At 66.6% G+C, this 14,596-nt stretch carries 12 protein-coding genes; 4 read left to right on the top strand and 8 right to left on the bottom strand.

Going from position 1 to position 14,596, the window contains the following annotated elements:
* From ilvB to rluD, 4 genes are all read right to left on the bottom strand, one after another.
* On the bottom strand, positions 1 to 1,137 hold a 1,137-nt coding region (gene ilvB, locus B8115_RS10115), incomplete at its 3' end, for a biosynthetic-type acetolactate synthase large subunit (RefSeq protein WP_035590741.1).
* Positions 1,138 to 1,650: 513 nt separating this feature from the next.
* The gene (gene clpB / locus B8115_RS10110) at positions 1,651 to 4,233 is read right to left on the bottom strand and encodes an ATP-dependent chaperone ClpB (RefSeq protein WP_010627679.1); all 2,583 of its coding nucleotides are present in this window, start codon (positions 4,231 to 4,233) and stop codon (positions 1,651 to 1,653) included.
* A 178-nt stretch (positions 4,234 to 4,411) separates the two neighbouring features.
* The gene (gene pgeF, locus B8115_RS10105) at positions 4,412 to 5,167 is read right to left on the bottom strand and encodes a peptidoglycan editing factor PgeF (RefSeq protein ID WP_010627678.1); all 756 of its coding nucleotides are present in this window, start codon (positions 5,165 to 5,167) and stop codon (positions 4,412 to 4,414) included.
* A 9-nt stretch (positions 5,168 to 5,176) separates the two neighbouring features.
* Positions 5,177 to 6,136: a 23S rRNA pseudouridine(1911/1915/1917) synthase RluD gene (rluD, locus tag B8115_RS10100; protein WP_010627677.1), complete on the bottom strand. Its 960-nt coding sequence runs from the start codon at positions 6,134 to 6,136 to the stop codon at positions 5,177 to 5,179.
* Positions 6,137 to 6,254: 118 nt separating this feature from the next.
* Here rluD and B8115_RS10095 point away from each other — a divergent pair, with 118 nt between their 5' ends.
* Positions 6,255 to 7,076: an outer membrane protein assembly factor BamD gene (locus tag B8115_RS10095; protein WP_010627676.1), complete on the top strand. Its 822-nt coding sequence runs from the start codon at positions 6,255 to 6,257 to the stop codon at positions 7,074 to 7,076.
* Positions 7,077 to 7,151: 75 nt separating this feature from the next.
* Here B8115_RS10095 and B8115_RS10090 read toward each other — a convergent pair whose 3' ends face one another.
* On the bottom strand, positions 7,152 to 8,783 hold the full coding sequence (locus tag B8115_RS10090; RefSeq protein ID WP_010627675.1) for an NAD+ synthase: 1,632 nt from the start codon (positions 8,781 to 8,783) through the stop codon (positions 7,152 to 7,154).
* Positions 8,784 to 8,878: 95 nt separating this feature from the next.
* On the opposite strand from B8115_RS10090, the gene B8115_RS10085 reads away from it, so the two are divergent.
* From B8115_RS10085 to B8115_RS10075, 3 genes are all read left to right on the top strand, one after another.
* A complete protein-coding gene (locus B8115_RS10085; RefSeq protein WP_010627674.1) occupies positions 8,879 to 9,142 on the top strand; it encodes a PP0621 family protein in 264 nt (87 codons plus the stop codon).
* 116 nt (positions 9,143 to 9,258) lie between these two features.
* Entirely contained in the window at positions 9,259 to 9,786 is a 528-nt protein-coding gene (locus B8115_RS10080) for a GspH/FimT family pseudopilin (RefSeq protein WP_010627673.1), read from the top strand.
* 26 nt (positions 9,787 to 9,812) lie between these two features.
* Complete coding sequence (locus B8115_RS10075; protein WP_010627672.1) at positions 9,813 to 10,019, top strand: DUF3565 domain-containing protein; 207 nt, start codon at positions 9,813 to 9,815, stop codon at positions 10,017 to 10,019.
* A 39-nt stretch (positions 10,020 to 10,058) separates the two neighbouring features.
* Here B8115_RS10075 and B8115_RS10070 read toward each other — a convergent pair whose 3' ends face one another.
* The 3 genes from B8115_RS10070 to B8115_RS10060 all read right to left on the bottom strand — a co-directional run bounded on the left by B8115_RS10070 (position 10,059) and on the right by B8115_RS10060 (position 14,391).
* Positions 10,059 to 10,238: a PLDc N-terminal domain-containing protein gene (locus B8115_RS10070; RefSeq protein WP_010627671.1), complete on the bottom strand. Its 180-nt coding sequence runs from the start codon at positions 10,236 to 10,238 to the stop codon at positions 10,059 to 10,061.
* A gap of 104 nt (positions 10,239 to 10,342) precedes the next feature.
* On the bottom strand, positions 10,343 to 12,664 hold the full coding sequence (locus tag B8115_RS10065) for an ATP-dependent DNA helicase (RefSeq protein WP_010627670.1): 2,322 nt from the start codon (positions 12,662 to 12,664) through the stop codon (positions 10,343 to 10,345).
* Complete coding sequence (locus tag B8115_RS10060) at positions 12,661 to 14,391, bottom strand: VRR-NUC domain-containing protein (protein ID WP_010627669.1); 1,731 nt, start codon at positions 14,389 to 14,391, stop codon at positions 12,661 to 12,663. Before B8115_RS10060 ends, B8115_RS10065 begins: the two co-directional genes overlap by 4 nt.
* Between the last annotated feature and the right edge of the window lie 205 nt (positions 14,392 to 14,596).

Here is a 14,596-nt window from a genome sequence, read left to right as displayed (position 1 = left end):
CACCTCCTGAGGCTTGAGCTGCTCGCCGGGCTTCGAGGGCTCGTAGAGCTTGCCGCGGCGCTCCTCGCGCCAACCGTCGATCTTTTGCCACCACTCGGCCAGCGCCTCGGGATGAGCGATCTCCTTGCCCTGCACCAGACTGATCATCTCGTCGATGACGCTGGCCGCCGGCCCCACGATGGGCACGTCGGCGCGCACCGTCTTGGAGACGGAGCTGGGATCGATGTCGACATGGATGATCTTGGCCGTGGGACAGAACTTGGAGGTGTTGTTGGTCACGCGGTCGTCGAAGCGCGCACCGATGGCGATGATCAGGTCGGCATGGTGCATGGCCATGTTCGACTCGTAGGAGCCATGCATGCCCAGCCAGCCCAGACACTGCCTGTCGCTCTGCGGATAGGCACCGATACCCATCAGCGTGGTGGTGATGGGGTAGCCGAGCCGCTTGACCAGATCGGTGAGCCCTTCGCAGGCACGTCCGGTGATGACCCCGCCGCCGGTATAGAAGACCGGCCGCTTGGCCTTGAGCATCATCTCCACGGCTTTCTTGATCTGGCCAGTATGGCCCCGCGCCACCGGGTTGTAGGAGCGCAGCTTGACCTTCTTCGGATAGACGTACTCGTAGCGCTCGGTGGGAGCGGTCATGTCCTTGGGAATGTCCACCACCACCGGGCCGGGTCGACCCGTCGCGGCCAGATAGAAGGCCTTCTTCAGCACTTCGGGAATCTCGGTCGGATGCTTGATCGAGAAGCTGTGCTTCACGATCGGGCGCGTCACGCCGATGATGTCGGTTTCCTGGAAGGCGTCGTCGCCGATCAGGTGGCTCATCACCTGCCCGCACAGCACCACCATGGGTATCGAGTCCATGTAGGCGGTGGCGATGCCGGTGACGGCGTTGGTGGCACCGGGGCCGGAGGTGACCAGTACCACGCCTGGCTTGCCGGAGGCCCGGGCATAGCCATCGGCGGCATGGGTGGCCGCCTGTTCATGGCGCACCAGGATGTGCTTGACCTTATCCTGACGGAACAGTGCATCGTAGATATGCAGTGCCGCGCCGCCGGGATAGCCATAGATGTATTCGACGCCTTCATCCTGCAGGAATCGGGCGATCATATCCGCGCCGGAAAGCAATTCCACTTGTGTATCTCCCCTGGAGGTCTCGAGTGCGATCCGCGCCCTTGATGGGCACGGGTTCGAGTGCGGCGGTATGCCGCTGTCGGCCGAGCCGACACCTGATGCCAAACCCTGGCATTTAGCCCTGTTGGGGCCTGCACTCTCATCGGGAACGCACTGGGCCGATCGCGCTAGCGGTAGCCGGGCGTTCCCATCACGGCGGATCGCCGCGTCGGGGCATTGGCCAGAAGCGGCGGTTGGCCGCATCCGGTAGTCCTTCGGCGGGTAGAGGCCAATGTGGCCTACCCTTCGCGCGGGGATGGGGGGTTGCCCGCTGGAATCCGCGCCCGCAAATCAGGAACGCTCAAGATTCCAACAGCCTTGCGGAAGTGTCAACCGTGAGCCGCCACACGGAGGCTGAGGAGATAAAAAAACCCGCCGGCTAGTGCGGGCGGGCAAGGGGGGTTACAGGACGCAACCTACTAGTAGTGTAGCCGTTTGCTGGATCGAGCAGCGGCCAATACGTAACGTTATGTATCAGCGGTGGAACACCAGTTTTTCCTCTTCCACCTCGACGTGAATGGTGTCGCCGGGAGCGAAGCGGCCGGCCAGCAGATCCTGCGCCAGCGGGTTCTCGATACGGCTCTGGATCGCCCGCTTGAGCGGCCGCGCACCGAATACCGGATCGAAGCCCGCCAGGGCAAGCTGGGCCATGGCCTCGTCGCTGACCTCGAGCTGCATGCCATGCTCGGCCAGACGTGCCCGCAGCCGGTCGAGCTGAATGCCGGCAATCGCCTCGATCTGCGCCTGACGCAGGGCGTGGAACACCACGACCTCGTCGATGCGGTTGATCAGCTCGGGACGGAAGTGCATGCCCACCACGTCCATCACCGCCTGCTTCATCTCCTCGTACTTGGTGTCGTCTCCGCCAAGACGCTGGATGATGTCCGAGCCCATGTTGGAGGTCATCACGATCACGGTATTGCGGAAATCCACCGTGCGCCCCTGGCCGTCGGTGAGGCGTCCATCCTCCAGCACCTGCAGCAGGATGTTGAAGACGTCGGGATGAGCCTTCTCCACCTCGTCGAGCAGCAACACCGAGTAGGGCTTGCGCCGCACCGCCTCGGTCAGATAACCGCCCTCCTCGTAGCCGACATAGCCGGGCGGCGCACCGATCAGCCGCGCCACGGAGTGCTTCTCCATGAACTCCGACATGTCGATACGCACCATGGCCTCTTCGGTGTCGAACAGGAAGTTGGCCAGCGCCTTGCACAGCTCGGTCTTGCCCACCCCGGTGGGACCGAGGAACAGGAACGAACCGTTGGGCCGGTTGGGATCGGCGAGCCCGGCGCGGGAGCGACGCACGGCGTTGGCTACTGCAGTGACCGCCTCCTCCTGGCCGATCACGCGCCGGTGCAGCGCCTCCTCCATGCGCAGCAGCTTGTCGCGCTCGCCCTCGAGCATCTTGGCCACCGGGATACCGGTCCAACGCGATACGACCTCGGCGATCTCCTCCTCGGTGACGCTGGAGCGCAGCAGCTTGTGCTTCGAGGTATCGGCCTCGGCTTCGCTGGACTCGGTGATCTTCTTCTCCAGCTCGGGAATTACCCCGTAGCGCAGCTCCGACATGCGGGTCAGGTCACCCTTGCGCTGCGCCTGCTCCAGCTCGATCTTGGCTTTCTCGAGTTCCTCCTTGAACTGCCCCGCCCCCTGAATGCTGGCCTTCTCGGCTTTCCAGATCTCATCGAGGTCGGCGTACTCGCGCTCGAGTTCATCGATCTGCTCCTGCAGGCTTTCGAGGCGCTTCCTCGAGGCCTCGTCGGTCTCCTTCTTGAGATGCTCGCGCTCCATCTTGAGCTGGATCAGACGGCGGTCGAGGCGATCCATCTCCTCGGGCTTGGAGTCCAGTTCCATGCGAATACGCGACGACGCCTCGTCGATGAGGTCGATGGCCTTGTCGGGCAACTGGCGGTCGGTGATGTAGCGGGTCGAGAGCTTGGCCGCGGCGATGATGGCACCGTCGGTGATGTCGACCTTATGGTGTACCTCGTAGCGCTCCTTGAGCCCGCGCAGGATCGCCACGGTATCCTCTTCGCTGGGCTCGTCGACCAACACCTTCTGGAAGCGCCGCTCCAGGGCGGCATCCTTCTCGATGTACTTGCGGTACTCGTCGAGGGTGGTGGCGCCCACGCAGTGCAGCTCGCCGCGGGCCAGCGCCGGCTTGAGCATGTTGCCAGCGTCCATCGCGCCCTCGGCCTTGCCGGCACCGACCATGGTATGCAGCTCGTCGATGAACAGAATCACCCGGCCCTCTTCCTGGGCCAGCTCCTTGAGTACCGACTTCAGGCGCTCCTCGAACTCGCCGCGGAACTTGGCCCCGGCCAGCAGCGAGCCCATGTCCAGCGACAGCACGCGCTTGTCCTTGAGCCCTTCCGGCACCTCGCCGTTGACGATGCGCTGGGCCAGCCCCTCGACGATGGCGGTCTTGCCCACGCCGGGTTCGCCGATCAGCACCGGGTTGTTCTTGGTGCGCCGCTGCAGCACCTGGATGGTACGGCGGATCTCGTCGTCGCGGCCGATCACCGGATCGAGCTTGCCGTCGGCGGCACGCGCGGTGAGGTCCAGGGTGTACTTCTCCAGCGCCTCGCGGCTCTCCTCGGCGTTGGGATCGTCGACCCGCTCGCCGCCACGCACGCTGTCGACTGCCTGCTCCAGCGCCTTGCGGGTCACGCCGGCCTGGGTCAACAGCTTGGTCACAGCATGGTTCAGCTCCAGCGCAGCGAGCAGCACCAGCTCGCTGGCGATGTATTGATCGCCGCGCTTCTGCGCCTCGCGGTCGGTGAGGTTGAACAGCTTGATCAGGTCCCGCGAGGGCTGTACCTCGCCGGTGAACTGGGAAATCTTGGGCAGGTCGTCGAGATGCCCGACCAGGGCGTCACGCAGCCGTGCGGCGTCGCCGCCGGCCTTCTGGATCAGTGCCTTGATGCCGGTGTCACGGGCATCGAGCAGCGCCAGCAGCAGGTGGCCGGGCTCGAGCTGGTTGTGACCACGGCCTACGGCCAGCGACTGGGCGTCGGCCACGGCGTTCTGCAGCTTGGCGGTGAACTTGTCGAAACGCATTCGCTTTCCTCCATCGGGGTGGCGGCGCGTTCGGACGCGCCGCTTGGCCCTGTCGTATCGTTGACAGATTCAATGGAGTCAGCGTGGCCGGCTTTCAAGTCGCCGGCCAGGGAAAGGAAGCGAAGGTTGACGTAGATCAGAGCGGCCCCGGAAGCCGCTTACCGATATGCAGGAATCTTCATCTCAACCAGATCACGCTGGCCATGCGTCCGGTCTTGCCGTTGTCGCGGCGGTAGGAGTAGAAGCGGGATTCGCAGGCGGTGCAGAAGTGACCGCCGCTGATATGGGCGACTCCCAGCCGCTCCAGGCGCAGACGGGCGAGCTTGTAGAGATCGGCCATGTAGTGACCCAGGCGATAGGGGCTGGGGTCGAACGCCGCCGCCGCTTCGGGATGGATGCCGATGAACGCCCGCTGCACCTCGGGACCGACTTCGAACTGGGCATTGGAGATCGCCGGCCCCAGCCAGACCATGATCTCTTCCGAGGGCACGCCGAGCGCAGCCACCGCCGCCTCGAGCACGCCGCCGGCCAGGCCGCGCCAGCCGGCGTGGGCCACCCCCACCCGGGTTCCCGTGCGGTCGCAGAAGAACACCGGCAGACAATCGGCGGTGAGCACCACGCAGGCGTGGCCGCGGTCGAAGGCCACCGAGGCATCCGCCTCGGGTACGCTGTCGGTATAGCTCGACTGCACCCGGGCACCATGCACCTGCCGAAGCCACAGCAGCGGCCGCTCGTCGTCGATCTCATCGGCCAGCAAACGGCGGCACAGCGCCACGTGAGCCGGATTGTCGCCCACCTGATCGGCCGGATTGAAACAGGCGAACTCCCCCTGGCTGGGGCCGCTCTCGCGGGTAGTGACGAACGCGCCGACATTGGCCGGCGCCGGCCAGTCGGGTTCGATCAGGGTCGGTTGCAGGTGGGGGGCATCGCTCATCCAGGCTCCTCAGCGCATGACCTCGTGGTCGTCACGCAGATAATCGATCAACAGCAGCAGATCGTCGGGCAGCGGCGCCCGAAACTCCACCGTCTCGCCGCTGGCAGGGTGCAGAAAAGCCAGCTTGCGGGCATGCAGTGCCTGCCGGGGAAACTCCCGCAGCAGCGTCTTGAGCTCCTCGCTGGCTGCGGCCGGCAGCTTGAGGCGTCCACCGTATACCGGATCGCCCACCAGCGGGAAGCGCCGATGGGCCAGGTGCACGCGGATCTGGTGGGTGCGACCGGTCTCGAGCCGGCAGCGCACGTGGGTATGGGTGCGGAAACGCTCGACCACCCGATAGTGGGTCACCGCCGGCTTGCCGCTGGGGTGGACCGCCTGGCGCTTGCGATCCTTGGGGTGGCGGCCAATGGGAGCATCCACGGTGCCGCCGGAGGTCATCACGCCGACGCAGACCGCATCGTACTCGCGTGACATGGTGCGGGCCTGCAGTTGCTCCACCAGGGCGGTCTGGGCCGCCAGCGTCTTGGCCACCACCATCAAGCCGGTGGTGTCCTTGTCCAGCCGGTGCACGATACCGGCACGCGGCACGGCGGCGAGACCGGGGCAGTGATGCAGCAGGGCATTGAGCAGGGTGCCATCGGGATTTCCGGCGGCTGGGTGAACTACCAGGCCGGCCGGCTTGTCGATGATCAGCACCTCATCGTCCTCGTGGACGATGTCGAGAGGGATGTCCTCGGCCTCGAAGCGAGTCTCCTCCTCGAGCGTGGCCACCAGCTCGAGCCACTCGCCGCCGGCCATCTTGTCCTTGGGCTTGCCCGGTCGGCCATCCACGGTGAGTGCGCCCGCCTTGATCCAGCCCTTGAGCCGCTCGCGGGAATGGTCGGCAAAGAGTTCGGCGGCGGCCTGGTCGAGACGGCTGCCGGCCAGGGAGATGGGCACACGCTGCTGGGCTTCCACGGTCTGGGGCATGATGGACTGTCGTTGGAGAGCATCCTCGGACTGCGTTTTGGCGCGAGGTGCTTTATAGTGGACGGGTTATGGCCAATTCTACCATGGCCGACACGAGTTGTTAGATACGAGGATCACGATGCGCGTTTCCCCCATCGCCACACGCCTTGTCGCCCTGCTTCTGGCCGCCGCCCTGATCACGGGCTGTGCCGGCAGGTCTGGCACGGAAGAACAAGACGAATTCGAAGGCGTCGCCGAACAGCAGCTCTACGACGAGGCGCGCGACGCGCTCGAAGGCGGCCGCTACACCACCGCCATTACGCGCCTCGAGGCCATCGATACGCGCTATCCCTTCGGGCGTCATGCCGAACAGGCTCAGCTCGAGTTGATCTACGCCTACTACCAGACCCAGGACTGGGAAGCCGCCCGCGCCGCGGCCAGCCGCTTCATCCGCCTGCACCCCACTCATCCGCAGGCCGACTATGCGCTCTACATGCGCGGGCTGTCTTCCTGGCAGGCGGGCCGCTTCAGCCTCGAGCGCCTGCGCCTGATCGACATCTCCAAGCGTGACCTGGGCGCCTCTCGCGACGCCTACTCCGACTTCCGCGAGCTGGTATCGCGCTACCCGGCCAGCGAGTACGCTCCCGACGCCGAGCAGCGCATCGTCTACCTGCGCAACGTGCTGGCCCGTCACGAGCTGCACGTGGCCGACTTCTACCTGCGCAAGGGCGCCTATCTGGCCGCCGTGGAGCGCGGCCGCTGGGTCGTCGAGAACTACCCGGAAGCCGAGGCCACCCGCGATGCGCTGGCCGTGATGGTCGAGGGCTACCTGGGGCTCGACATGCGCGACCGTGCCCGCGAAGTGCTGCAGGTGCTGATCGAGAACGATCCCGGCAACGAGCGCCTGCGGGGTCGCACTTTCCAGCCGCAGCACGTGCGCGCCCAGTCGCTCTCCGCCTGAGCCCGTCAGCCCCGGCTGGAAACCAAGAACCCGCGAGCTTGCTCGCGGGTTCTTGCGTTGGGCGCTCCGGCTCGGTCAGTCGCCGGGCTGCCAGCCGTTGACGATGGGATAGCGGCGGTCGCGTCCGAAGCCGCGCGGGGTCACCCGTACGCCAACCGGCGCCTGCCTCCGCTTGTACTCGTTGCGATCGACCAGCTTGACCACCTGGTAGACGTCATCGCGCTCGAAGCCGGCCTCGATGATCGCTTCGGCGCTCATGTCGCCCTCGATGTAGCGCATGAGAATGGCATCTAGCGTATCGTAGTCGGGCAGCGAGTCGGTGTCCTGCTGCCCCGGCGCCAGCTCGGCCGAGGGCGGCCTGGTGATCACCCGCTCGGGAATTGCCGGCTCCTGCTCGTTGCGCCAGCGGGCCAGACGATAGACCCAGGTCTTGTAGACGTCCTTGAGCGCATTGTAGCCACCCACCATGTCGCCGTAGAGCGTGGCGTAGCCCACCGCCATCTCGCTCTTGTTGCCGGTGGTCAGCACCATCAGGCCCTTCTTGTTGGAGATCGCCATCAGCAGCACGCCGCGACAGCGCGACTGCAGGTTCTCCTCGGTGGTATCGCGCTCGGTGCCGGCGAAGGTGTCGGCCAGGGTGGCCATGAAGGCGTCGACCATCGGCTCGATGGGCAGCACCTCGTAGTGCACACCGAGCAGCCGGGCCTGCTCGGCCGCATCCTCCTGGGACATGTCGGCGGTATAGCGGTAGGGCATCATCACCGCATGCACCCGCTGCGGCCCCAGCGCATCCACGGCGATGGCCAGGGTGAGGGCCGAGTCGATGCCGCCGGAAAGCCCCAGCACCACGCCTTCGAAGCCGCTCTTGTTGACGTAGTCGCGCACGCCGCTGACCAGCGCACAGTAGAGACTCTCCTCGGGCTCCTCGAGGGATTCGATCTCGCCCTCCACCGGTGCCCAGACGCCATTCTCCTGCACGAACTGCACCGGCATCAGCCCCGCCTGCCAGTAGGGTGCCACGACCCGCACCTGGCCACCGGCATCGACGCAGGCCGAGCCGCCGTCGAACACCAGCTCGTCCTGACCGCCGATGGTGTTGACGTAGACCAGTGGCAGCGACACCTCGGCGGCTCGCTGCTCGAGCAGGCGCAGGCGTTCGGCCGGCTTGTCCTGGTGATAGGGTGAGGCATTCAGCGTGACGACGATGTCGGCGCCGGCATCGCGTACGGCACGCACCGGCGCGCCGTCCCACAGATCCTCGCAGATCAGCACGCCGAGCTTGGCCCCCTTGTGTTCCAGGACCAGACTCTGCTCTCCGGTGGCGAAATAGCGCCGCTCGTCGAAGACCTGATAGTTGGGCAGCACCTGCTTGGCGTATTCGCCGATCCACTCACCGTTGTAGAGCAGCCCGGCCAGGTTGTAGCCGAGCCCTTCGCGGCGGCCGGGATAGCCGATGATCACCAGCACGTCGCGGGACATCTTGGCCGCCATGCGCGAACGCGCCTCGCGCAGGCGGGTCTCCATGGAAGGACGCAGCAGCAGATCCTCGGGCGGATAGCCGCTCAGGAACAGCTCGGGAAACACCACGATGTCGGCACCGTGCTCGATGCGTGCCTCACGCACGGCCTCGATGGCACGTTCGGCGTTGCCGGGAATGTCACCCACCAGCGGGTCCAGCTGCGCCATCACCAGCGTCAAGTCTTGCATGGGCGTAGGAATCTCTTGAGAATCGATGTCATGCCATTGTCCCGCAAGGGCGTCCGGCTGGCAAAGCCGCCAACCCAGAAGGGAGCCAGAAAAGGATGAACCTATTGCTCATTCGCTTGATCATCTTCGCCGTGCTGTTCTTCGCCGGCCTCAAACTCTATCGCATGTACCGCGAGTGGAAGCTCGACCGCGAAGGGCAATTGGAGGATGAATCGCACCAGGAAGGCAACCAGATGGTGCGCTGCAGCTGGTGCCAAGTGCACGTGCCGGAGAGCGAGGCGCTGCGCGACCAGGGCGAATGGTTCTGCAGCAGTGCCCATCGCGACCGTTATCTGCAGGAGCAGCGCCCCGAGGAGTAAGCTGTCAGGCGATAGCGGCAATCGCCTACATACTCCATCGGCGATGACTGATAGACGCTCTGCCCAGCTCGACTAGAGTGGATGCCTCATGCGAGGACGCCACTCAGGAGAGCGCCATGGATTCGGCTCACGCTACGGCTTTCACTACCCCACGCCAACGTGGCCTGACCCTGATCGAACTGCTGGTGGTCATCGTCGTGGCCGGTATCCTGATGGGATGGGCGGTGCCCGGCCTACAAGCGATGCACGCCCGCCAGGAAGTGGTCGCTGAAGCGCACCGCCTGCGCACGGCACTCGTGCTGGGACGCAACAGCGCCATTACCCGACGCAGCACGGTCATCGTCTGCCCCAGCCCGGACCGGCAAAGCTGCCACATGGACGACTGGAGCGCTCCGCTGGCCATCGTGCTCGGCCCGCTGTCGGGCAGCGACTTCGCCCCGGACGCCCTGCTCAGGGTGCTCGAGGATGGCCGCGGCGTCAGCGTCAGCTATCGCCAGGATGGCAAGCCGGTACGCTTCACCCAACTGGGTCGATCGTCGGGACACAACGGCACCTTCCGCATCTGCGGTCGGCATGGGCAGGGTGCCGAGCTGGTACTGAGCAATTTCGGCAGAGTGCGCGCAGGCAACGCCATCAGCTGCTGAGCCCGCCAAACCTGACGAGCAGAAAAATGCGACAAGCCATCGTAGGTTACCACCGGGATGACGAAGGGCACTGGGTCGCGGAACTGGCATGCGGTCACAACCAGCACGTGCGCCACCAGCCGCCCTGGATAGAACGCCCCTGGGTCATGACCGAGGCCGGGCGGCGTACGCGCCTCGGCCTCGAACTCGAATGTCTGAAATGCGAGCGGGGCGAACCACGGGACAATCCATGACCCGACCCCGCACCGTGGCACCGCTCCTCATTGAGCCCGCTACCCCTTGGGTCCCATCAGCAGCCAGATGATCAGCCCCACCAGCGGGAACAACAGCAACACGATGATCCACAACAGCTTGGCAATGGGGCCAGCCGGGCTCTTGGCCACCTTGACGATGGCCCAGACCAGGATGATCAGCCAGATCAGACCCAAAAGGCCGCCTACTTCGATTCCCATCAGACATCTCCTTGTCCAGCGGTCGGTGTTGTTCAAGAAGTAGCACGCGGCTGTAAAGGTAACAATCCGAAACTGTTACGCCAGGTAATATCAGGTAACTCATCTCAGCCGAGCTGCCACCAGTCGGGGAACAGCCGGCGCACTTCCGCACGCCGAAAGCGATCGTCCATCAGTACCAGCGTGCCGCGGTCCTCGGGGCTGCGAATCACCCGGCCGGCGGCCTGAATCACCTTGATCAGTCCCGGTATGCGATAGGCATAAGCATCGCCGCTGCCGAATCGCGCTTCGAGCCTGGCCTTGAGGGTTTCATTGAAGGGATCGAACGGCGGCAGGCCGAGGGTGGCAATGAAAGCACCGATCAACCGCTCGCCGGGCAGGTCGATACCCTCGCCGAAGGCCCCGCCCAGCACCGCGAAACCGATGCCCTGCCCGCCCGCGCGAAAGCGGGCCAGGAAGGCATCCCGCTCCTCTTCGCGCATGCCGCGGGTCTGACACCAGTGGGGCAAATTGGGGTGAAGCTGCACGAGCCGCTCGGCCACCGTCTCCAGGTAAGCGAAACTGCTGAAGAAGGCCAGGTAGAGACCCGGCTGCCTGCGGTACTGCCCGGCCAACTCGGCGACGATGGGGTCGAGCGAGGCCTCCCGGTCGCGCAGCCGCGTCGAGATGCCGCCCGGGATGCGTACCGCCAACTGGTCGCCACGAAACGGCGAGGCGACCGACTGCCAGACACAGTCGTCCGGCAGCCCCAGCAGGTCGCGATGGTAGTGTGCTGGCGACAGCGTCGCCGAGAACAGCACGCAGCTGTGGGTCTGAGCGAAGCGCGGCGCCAGGAAGTCGGCCGGCACCAGGTTGCGCAGCCCCAGCACCGCGCGCCCACGGCCATGACGGCTGAGATCGCACAGCGAATGCTCGCCGAACGACTCGGCCAGACGGCCGAAGCCGAGGGCATCGAACAGCCGCTCCTGCAGCATCGGATCGGCGCCGCCGGGATGCTCCGCCAGATAGTCGCCGATCGCCGTCGCCACCTGCTGCAGCGCGCCGACCAGGCGGCTGGGCAGGTCATCGAGTACTCGGTAGGCGGGGCGGCCCCGCTGACCTTCGTCGGCGCCACCCTGCTCGCGCACCAGCGCCTGCCACTGGCGCATCAGCCGGCCGAGGGGCTTCACCAGCGGCGCCGGGGCACTGCGGTGCAGCGTCGCGAAAGCGTGCTGGTCCAGCTCCCCGCTGTACATGCCCCGGGCCCGCTCCACCAGGTTGTGGGCCTCGTCTACCAGCAGCGCCAGGCGCCAGCCATCGGCCTGGGCCAGGCCGTGCAGCAGCGCCGAGACGTCGAAGTAGTGATTGACGTCGCCCACGCAGACATCGCTCCAGCGCGCCAGCTCCTGGCCCAGATAGTAAGGGCACACCCCATGTTCCAGAGCCACCTCGCGCAGTGCTTCGCGGTCGAGCCAGCCGCGTTCGACCGCAGCCTGGCGCGCGGCGGGCAGCTTGTCGTAGAAGCCGGCGGCCAGCGGACAGGCATCGCCATGGCACGCCTTGTCCGGGTGCTCGCAGGCCTTGCTGCGCGCCGTCAGTTCCAGCACCCGCAGCGGCAGGCGCTCCTCCTGACGCTCATCGCAGTCACCGGCGGCTCCCAACTGCACCAGCGCCTCCAGCGCCAGGCGCCGGCCCGGCGTCTTCATGGTCAGAAAGGCGAGCCGGTCGATCTGCCGGCGCGGCATCGCCTTGAGGGTCGGGAACAGCGTGGCCACGGTCTTGCCGATGCCGGTGGGCGCCTGGGCCAGTAGGCAGCGCCCGGTGGCCGCCGACTTGTAGACGCCCTCAGCCAGCTCGCGCTGCCCGGGGCGAAACTCGGCGTGGGGAAAGCTCAGCCCGGTCAGAGCAGTATCGCGGGCCTGGCGATGGTGAGCCTCCTGCTCGGCCCAACTCAGGAAGCGTTCGCACTGAGCCTCGAAGAAGACGGTGAGCTCGGTGGCGCTGGCCTGCTCGGTCAGCAGGGTCTCGCGCTCGCTGCCGATATCGAAATAGACCAGCGCCAGGGTCAACGCATCGAGTCCCCGCTCGGCGCACAGCAGCGCCCCGTAGACCTTGACCTGGGCCCAGTGCAGAGCGCGCTGATTGGCAGGCATGCGCGAGAGATCGCCGCGATGGGTCTTGATCTCCTCGAGGCGGTTCAGCGCCGGGTCGAAGCCGTCGGCCCGCCCGCTGACCGCCAGGCCGCGGTAATGCCCACTCAGGGCCAACTCGCGCTCATAGCTCTGACCACGGCGCCCCGCCACCAGGGCATGGCCGGCGATACCTTCGCGAGCGCTGGGCGAAGGGGTGAAGCGGAGGTCGAGATCGCCCTCGCGGGCGGTGAAGTCACACAGCGCCCGCACCGCCACGCGATAGAGCGGCGCTTCGCCACTCGTCGCGAGAGCACTCATGACGCCCCGCCCTGCCGCCAGGTCACGTGACAGACCACGGCCTCGATGCCCTGGGCCTGGAAGAACGCCAGCCAGCGCCGCTGGTTGTCCTGCAGTCGGTCGCCGGGCCCCTTCACTTCGATCAGACGATAGCGGGGCTCGCCGCTGGCCGCCTCGGGCAGGAACTGGATCAGATCGGGCAGACCGGCACGGTTGGCCTTGAGATCGGCGAGCAGGCGCTCGAAACAGGCCCGCAGGTGCGTTGCCGGAATACAGGCCAGGGCCTGTTCCAGCAAGCCCTCTTCGAGCGCGTCCCAGTAGACGAAGGGAGACGCCAGGCCGCGTTTCTCGTGCCAGACGCGCCATATCGCCTCAGCGTGGCTGCCGTCGTCGAGACGCGCCAGGCAGGCGTCGAAGCGCTCGCGCCGACGCGCAACGAAGTCATCGCGATAGAGATCCGCCGGGCCGACGTGAAAGGGGTGGAAGAAGGCGCCCGGCAGCGGGGCGAACAGTGCCGGCCAGCAGAGCAGGCCGAACAGGCCGGTGAGCAGCGCGTTCTCGACATAGTGAACCGGGGCTTCGGGACGGCTCAGGTGTTCGGCCACGGCGCGCTCGACGCCGATCGCGCCGGCCACGGGCAGGCAGAGATCGAGACGACGAACGGCAGCGTCGGGCTCGCGACTCGGCGGCGCCAGTGCCAGTCGCCGACACAGCCTGGGCAGCAGGCGTGCCAGCGCCTGGCGCTCCTGCTCGCCGGCGGCCGCTGTCCATGCCCGGCTGGCCAGCGTATGCGCCTGACGATACTCACCCAGCCGCTCCAGCAGCCGCAGCTGGCGTATGCGCGCCTCCACCTGGCCGCCCGCGCCCTCGCCGCTTTCGGCATAGAGCTGCAGGGCCAGGGCTTGCTGGCCGCTGCGTTCGGCTGCCTGACCCAGCAGGAACGCCAGTCTGCCCCGCCGCTGCGCCAGCCAGGCGTTCTCCTCCGGCACGCCGGGCAGCTCGGTCATCAACACCTCGAGCGGCTCGCCCTGCTCCAGGCGCTCGCGCAGCGCATGCAGCGCCAGGTAGGCATCGACCTCTTCGCGACGCTGGAAGGCGCGGGAGCCGGGCGTCAGCGGCACCCGCTCGAAGCGCTGCAGGCCAAGCTCGGCGAGCACGAACTCGGCCCAGTCCTGGCGCAGGTTGCCAAAGAACATCAGCCGCAGGCGGTCGCACCAGGGCATCATCGCAAGCCGCACGATGCGCTCGCCGCCCAGGGCTTCACTCGCCTCCGGCCACCATTCGCTCAGGCGCTTCGTCTGGAACTCCTGCGCCGACAGCGCCTCGCTGATTGCCGTCTTGCTCGCTCCGGGAGCGAGCCCGGCCGCGGCGATTTCCCCCGTCAGCGCCCGGCGCAGTTCGGCCAGGCGCAGCAGACGAAACAGCTCGGCGAACCCCAGCTCGGGGTCCGCTTCGACCCAGCCGGCATCCACCAGCGGCGCCAGGGCGCGCTCGGTATCGCCGATCTCGGGATAGACGAGCCTACCGGTACGAAAGAGCTCTCCCTTGCGCATCACCATGCGCACCAGCAGCGCCTGGGACGGCTGCGGGAAGGCGTCGAACGTGGCGAGAAGACCACGCTCCTCCCAGGTCAGCAGCTCGGCGTGATGCGTGCCCACCCAGTCCAGGACGAAGCGGAAGTTCGCCAGGTAGTAGAAGGGATCGTCGAGGGAGGCGGTGACCCCAGCGGAGCCTGAAATACTGTTCATGCATCCATGATATCAGTCTCACCGCCACCCGCCAGCTCTGCCTCAGCGCAAACCTGCGGCGAGAGCGCGCACCACCTCGGCTGCCGGCACGTCAAGACAGCTGCTGGCGTTCTGTCCGGCCCACAGCGGCGAGAAATCGGCGCTGCCCGCGGCCTCGGCGGCACTGCGCAGCGGGGCGATGGCGGCAGTGGCCAGCGGGAAGGCC

This window comes from Halomonas sp. KM-1 (assembly GCF_000246875.1).
Lineage (GTDB): Bacteria > Pseudomonadota > Gammaproteobacteria > Pseudomonadales > Halomonadaceae > Halomonas > Halomonas aerodenitrificans.
The sequence above is the reverse complement of the archived record's forward strand: the minus strand, read 5'-3'. Positions and strand labels throughout refer to the sequence as shown.

What these genes read in the sequence shown, in the direction of transcription:
- B8115_RS10085 (WP_010627674.1), top strand. Translation starts at nt 8,879, where the DNA reads ATGAACCTATTGCTCATTCGCTTGATCATCTTCGCCGTGCTGTTCTTC.
- B8115_RS10080 (WP_010627673.1), top strand. Translation starts at nt 9,259, where the DNA reads ATGGATTCGGCTCACGCTACGGCTTTCACTACCCCACGCCAACGTGGC.
- B8115_RS10090 (WP_010627675.1), bottom strand. Translation starts at nt 8,783, where the DNA reads ATGCAAGACTTGACGCTGGTGATGGCGCAGCTGGACCCGCTGGTGGGT.
- B8115_RS10060 (WP_010627669.1), bottom strand. Translation starts at nt 14,391, where the DNA reads ATGAACAGTATTTCAGGCTCCGCTGGGGTCACCGCCTCCCTCGACGAT.
- B8115_RS10075 (WP_010627672.1), top strand. Translation starts at nt 9,813, where the DNA reads ATGCGACAAGCCATCGTAGGTTACCACCGGGATGACGAAGGGCACTGG.
- B8115_RS10070 (WP_010627671.1), bottom strand. Translation starts at nt 10,238, where the DNA reads ATGGGAATCGAAGTAGGCGGCCTTTTGGGTCTGATCTGGCTGATCATC.
- clpB (WP_010627679.1), bottom strand. Translation starts at nt 4,233, where the DNA reads ATGCGTTTCGACAAGTTCACCGCCAAGCTGCAGAACGCCGTGGCCGAC.
- B8115_RS10065 (WP_010627670.1), bottom strand. Translation starts at nt 12,664, where the DNA reads ATGAGTGCTCTCGCGACGAGTGGCGAAGCGCCGCTCTATCGCGTGGCG.
- pgeF (WP_010627678.1), bottom strand. Translation starts at nt 5,167, where the DNA reads ATGAGCGATGCCCCCCACCTGCAACCGACCCTGATCGAACCCGACTGG.
- rluD (WP_010627677.1), bottom strand. Translation starts at nt 6,136, where the DNA reads ATGCCCCAGACCGTGGAAGCCCAGCAGCGTGTGCCCATCTCCCTGGCC.
- B8115_RS10095 (WP_010627676.1), top strand. Translation starts at nt 6,255, where the DNA reads ATGCGCGTTTCCCCCATCGCCACACGCCTTGTCGCCCTGCTTCTGGCC.